This is a genomic window from Immundisolibacter sp., assembly GCF_028696615.1.
Classification (GTDB): Bacteria; Pseudomonadota; Gammaproteobacteria; order Immundisolibacterales; family Immundisolibacteraceae; genus Immundisolibacter.
In genome coordinates this window covers 4,960-9,035 of record NZ_JAQVGQ010000100.1, presented here as the reverse complement: position 1 = coordinate 9,035, position 4,076 = coordinate 4,960, and the positions used below count along the sequence as shown (strand labels likewise).

Here is a 4,076-nt window from a genome sequence, read left to right as displayed (position 1 = left end):
GGCTGCCAGGGCACCCCGGCGCGTTCGCAGGCCAGCTGGAACACGCCCGCCGACACGGCGTCGGTGGTGTAGCGCTGGCCGGCGTTGGTTTTGATGACCGGGCCGTGGTTCACGTGCACGCGGTGCTGGTCGTCGTAGGCGCCGGCGTGGCCGGGGTGAAACGCGTGCGCCATGTCGGCACTGACCAGCACGCTGCGTGCCAGCGCGCGGTGCCGGTCTTCGCGGTCGAGTCCGCAGCCCAGCGCGATGCGTTCGAGCAGGTCGTCCAGGAAGCTGCCGTCGGCGCCCTTGGCGCTGGTCGAGCCGACCTCCTCGTGATCGAACAGCAGGCACAGGCTGCTGGCCGCCGGCGGTGCGGCGTCGGTGTCGAGCAGCGCCATCAGCGCGGCATGGCACGAGCCGAGATTGTCGAGCTGCGAGTCGGCGATGAATTCCTGCTGCGGACCGAAAAACGCGCCCGGCTGCGTGTCGTACAGGTTCAGCTCGAAGCCGAGCAGGTCGCGCGGCTCGACCGCCAGCGCCTCGGCCAGCAGGCGCGTCAGGTGGTCGGCCGCCGGCAGGCCGTCCTGCACGGCGCTCAGAATCGGCGGCAGCGCCGCTTGGCGGTCGAGCGTCAGGCCGTCATCGTTGACCTTGCGGTTCAGGTGGATGGCCAGGTTCGGAATCCGCGCCAGCGGCGCGGCAAAGCGCACCAGGCGGCTGTCGATGCCCAGCGGCGCGCCCGCAGCGCGCACTGCCACCCGACCGGCGAGGCCCAGATCGCGGTCGGTGAAGGTGGCCAGGATCGGCCCGCCGTAGATTTCGACGCCCAGGCGCAGCCAGCCGTCCTTGGCCTCGCCGGCGCGCGGCTTCACGCGCAGGCCGGGCGAGTCGGTGTGCGCGCCGACCAGGCGCAGGCCGGTTTCGGGCAGCGGCGCGCTGCCGATGCGAAACGCCGCCAGCGTGGAGCCGTCGCGGATCACGTAATGCCGCGCGCCGGGCGCCAGCCGCCACGGCGCGCTTTCTTCAAGGCGCCGGTAGCCGGCCGCTTCCAGCAGCGCGGCGGCACTGGCCGCCGCATGCCAGGGACTGGGACTCGCATCGATGAAATCGAGCAGCGCCTGCGCGCGGGCGCGGGCGGCAGGGGAGACGGGCAGCAGGGGCATGGCGGGGACACGGGGCAGGATCGGAAAAGCATTGTAAGCAGGTGGTCGGTCAGGCACGGGTTATCGTTGCGCGCCGGCCGCGCCGCGCCGGTGCCTGATATGAAAAAAGTACGCAGCCCGGTGACGGGCGGCGCAGGAGGAGGGACATGATGAACGCCAGCGTCGATGGGGCGCCGGCTGTGGCCGCGCGCGTGCTGGGTCTGTGCCTGCTGGTGATCGTGCTGGATGGTTTCGACATGCTGGTGATCGCGCTCACCGCGCCGGCCATCGCCGCCGACTGGGGTCTGCCGGCGGCGCGCCTGGGGCCGCTGTTCGCGGCTGGCATCGTGGGCATGATCGGCGGCTCTGTGTTGATCGCGCCGCTGGGCGACCGGTGGGGCCGGGTGCGCCTGCTGATGCTGTGCTGCGCCCTGTTCGGGGTATTCGCCGGCATCACAGCGCTGGCGAGCGGCTACGGCGCGCTGCTCGCGCTGCGCCTGCTGACCGGCCTTGGTCTGGGCGGCGCGGTGCCGAACGCCACCGCGCTCATCGCCGAGCATGCGCCGAGCCGTCAGCGGCCGCTGTGGGTGAGCATCGGTCTGGTCGGCTTTGCGCTCGGCGGCATGCTGTGCGCCGCGCTGGCGGTGCCGCTGCTGCCGCGTTTTGGCTGGCGCGCCCTGTACCTGGTCGGCGGCGTGCTGCCGCTGCTGTTGATCCCGCTGCTCGGGCGCTACCTGCCGCCAACGGCGGTCGTGCGAGTGACCCTGGCCGAACCGCGCGGCGGCCTGCGCCGTCTGCTCGAGCCACGCTTCGGTGCCGACACGCGGCGCCTGTGGCTGGGCTTTTTTGTCAACATGATGGTGATGTTCTTTCTGGCCAACTGGGTGCCGTTTCTGGCCGGCCAGGCGGGTTTCTCGGCGCACCAGGGCTCGCTCGCCGCGCTGGCGCTGAATCTCGGTGGCGTGGTCGGGCCGCTGCTGCTGGCGGCGCTGTGCCGCAGCTTCGACGCGCGGCGGGTGATCGGTAGCGCCTTCGTGCTGGCGGCGCTGAGCCTGGCGGCCGTCGGTTACGCCACCGGCAGTTTCGCCGCTTACGTCACGGCCGCCGCGCTGGCCGGCTTTTTCGTGTTCGGGGCGCAGATCGCCCTGCACGCGCTGGCGGCCGCTGCCTACCCGACCGCGCTGCGCGCCACCGGCATCGGCTGGGCGCTCGGCTGCGGGCGCGTGGGTTCGGTATTCGGGCCCCTGGCGGGTGGCGCGCTGCTGCGTTCGGGCGTGCCGTTGCAGCAGTACTTCGTCGGCTTCGGCATGGCGCTGCTGCTGGCGGCCGCCGCCACGTTCACGCTGAGCGCCCGCGTCACGGGCGCCGATCAAGACATCTGAGCAACCGGGACCCGACATGACGCAAACCGTTCGCACCTGGAATGTGCCGGCCCGACTCGGCGCGGCGCCGCTGGGCGTCCAGCACTGGCTGCTGCTGGCGCTGACCTTCGCCGTGGCCGCCACCGATGGCCTGGACGCGCAGGTCATCGGCTTCACGGCGCCGCAGATCGCGGCCGAGTTTGGCATCGGCAACGATCGCCTGGGGCCGGTGTTCAGCGCCGCGCTGCTGGGCATGACCGGCGGCGCGCTGCTGTTCGGCACGCTGGGCGACCGTCTAGGCCGCCGCCGCACCATGATTTTCTGCGTGGCCCTGTTCGGGCTGGGTACGCTGCTGACGGCGCTGGCGTCCGGCATCACAGCGCTGCTGGTGTTGCGGCTGGTGACCGGTTTGGGTCTGGGCGGCGCGCTGCCGAATGCCGTGACGCTGGTCGCCGAGTGCGCCCCGGCGCGCCATCGGCCGCTGCTGATCACGCTGATGTATATCGGCTTTTCGGTCGGCGGGCTGCTTGGCGGTGTGATCGCCGGCAGCCTGGTGGTCGAGCACGGTTGGCGGGCCATGTTCTATGTCGGCGGCGGCCTGCCGCTGGTTCTGGTGCTGGTGCTGCTGCGCTGGCTGCCGGAGTCGCCGCAGTACCTGGCGCGTCGGCACGGCGGCGGTGCGGCGCTGGCGCGGCTGCTCGCGCGCTTCGATGTCGCCACCGCCTACGCCGCCCACGACCGCTACGAACTACCCGAGCCGCCTGCGCGCGGCGGCGCCGATGCGCTGTTTCGCGGCGGGCGGGCGCGCAACACGCTGCTGCTGTGGCTGGCGTTTTTCATCAACCTGCTGGTGCTGTTCTTCCTGATGAACTGGCTGCCCAAACTGCTGGTGGACGGCGGCGTGCCGCTCGCCCGCGCCATTCGCACCACGGTCATGTTCAACATCGGCGGTGTGCTGGGGGCGCTCGCGCTGGCCTGGCTGTCGGCGCGCCACGACCCGCGCCGCATGCTGGCGACGTTCTTCGCGCTGGGGGCGTTGGCCATCATGGGCATCGGTTTGGGCGACGGCCGCTACGCGGCGGTGGCGGGAGCCTGTCTGGCGACCGGGCTGTTCGCGGGCGCGGCCCAGTGCGGCCTGTACCCGATCGCCACGCAGGTTTACCCGAGCGCGGTGCGCGCCACCGGTGTCGGTTGGGCGCAGGCCTGGGGTCGCGTCGGGTCGATTTTGGGGCCGCTGGCGGGTGGCTGGCTGGCCATGCTGCAGCCACGCTTTGCGGTTTATTTCCTAGTGTTCGGGGCGCCGCTGCTGGTGGCCGCGGCGGCCATCGCCGCCCTGCGTGATGCGGCCGCGGTGCGCCGGAAGAGCTGAGCGCGGGCGTGCACCGCGCGACGGCGAGCTGAAAAATTCGATGGACGGAATTTTTCCGCACTCCCATAAAGCACGGTGGCAGGCGGTCGATAAGGAAATGCCGAAACATCCCTTCGTGGTGATGTTTCGACTCACCGTCCTTGTCCGGAGTCCGCTCGCCAATGCGCACCGTCTATCTGGGTCGTCAGCCCATTTTCAATCGCGACCTGAAGCCGGTCGCCT

General features: G+C 71.3%; 3 protein-coding genes. 2 read left to right on the top strand and 1 reads right to left on the bottom strand.

Annotation, left to right across the window (positions count from 1 at the left end; all coding sequences use genetic code 11):
• Window positions 1-1,145, bottom strand: a 1,145-nt coding sequence (locus PHC73_RS08060; protein ID WP_300126558.1) for a M18 family aminopeptidase, incomplete at its 3' end; no start/stop codon positions are given.
• A 149-nt stretch (window positions 1,146-1,294) separates the two neighbouring features.
• On the opposite strand from PHC73_RS08060, the gene PHC73_RS08055 reads away from it, so the two are divergent.
• Both PHC73_RS08055 and PHC73_RS08050 read left to right on the top strand, forming a co-directional pair.
• Window positions 1,295-2,506 carry an MFS transporter gene (locus PHC73_RS08055; RefSeq protein ID WP_300126557.1) on the top strand — a complete coding sequence of 404 codons (1,212 nt, stop codon included), beginning with the start codon at window positions 1,295-1,297 and terminating at the stop codon, window positions 2,504-2,506.
• 16 nt (window positions 2,507-2,522) lie between these two features.
• Window positions 2,523-3,854: an MFS transporter gene (locus PHC73_RS08050; RefSeq protein WP_300126555.1), complete on the top strand. Its 1,332-nt coding sequence runs from the start codon at window positions 2,523-2,525 to the stop codon at window positions 3,852-3,854.
• The last annotated feature ends 222 nt before the right edge of the window (window positions 3,855-4,076 follow it).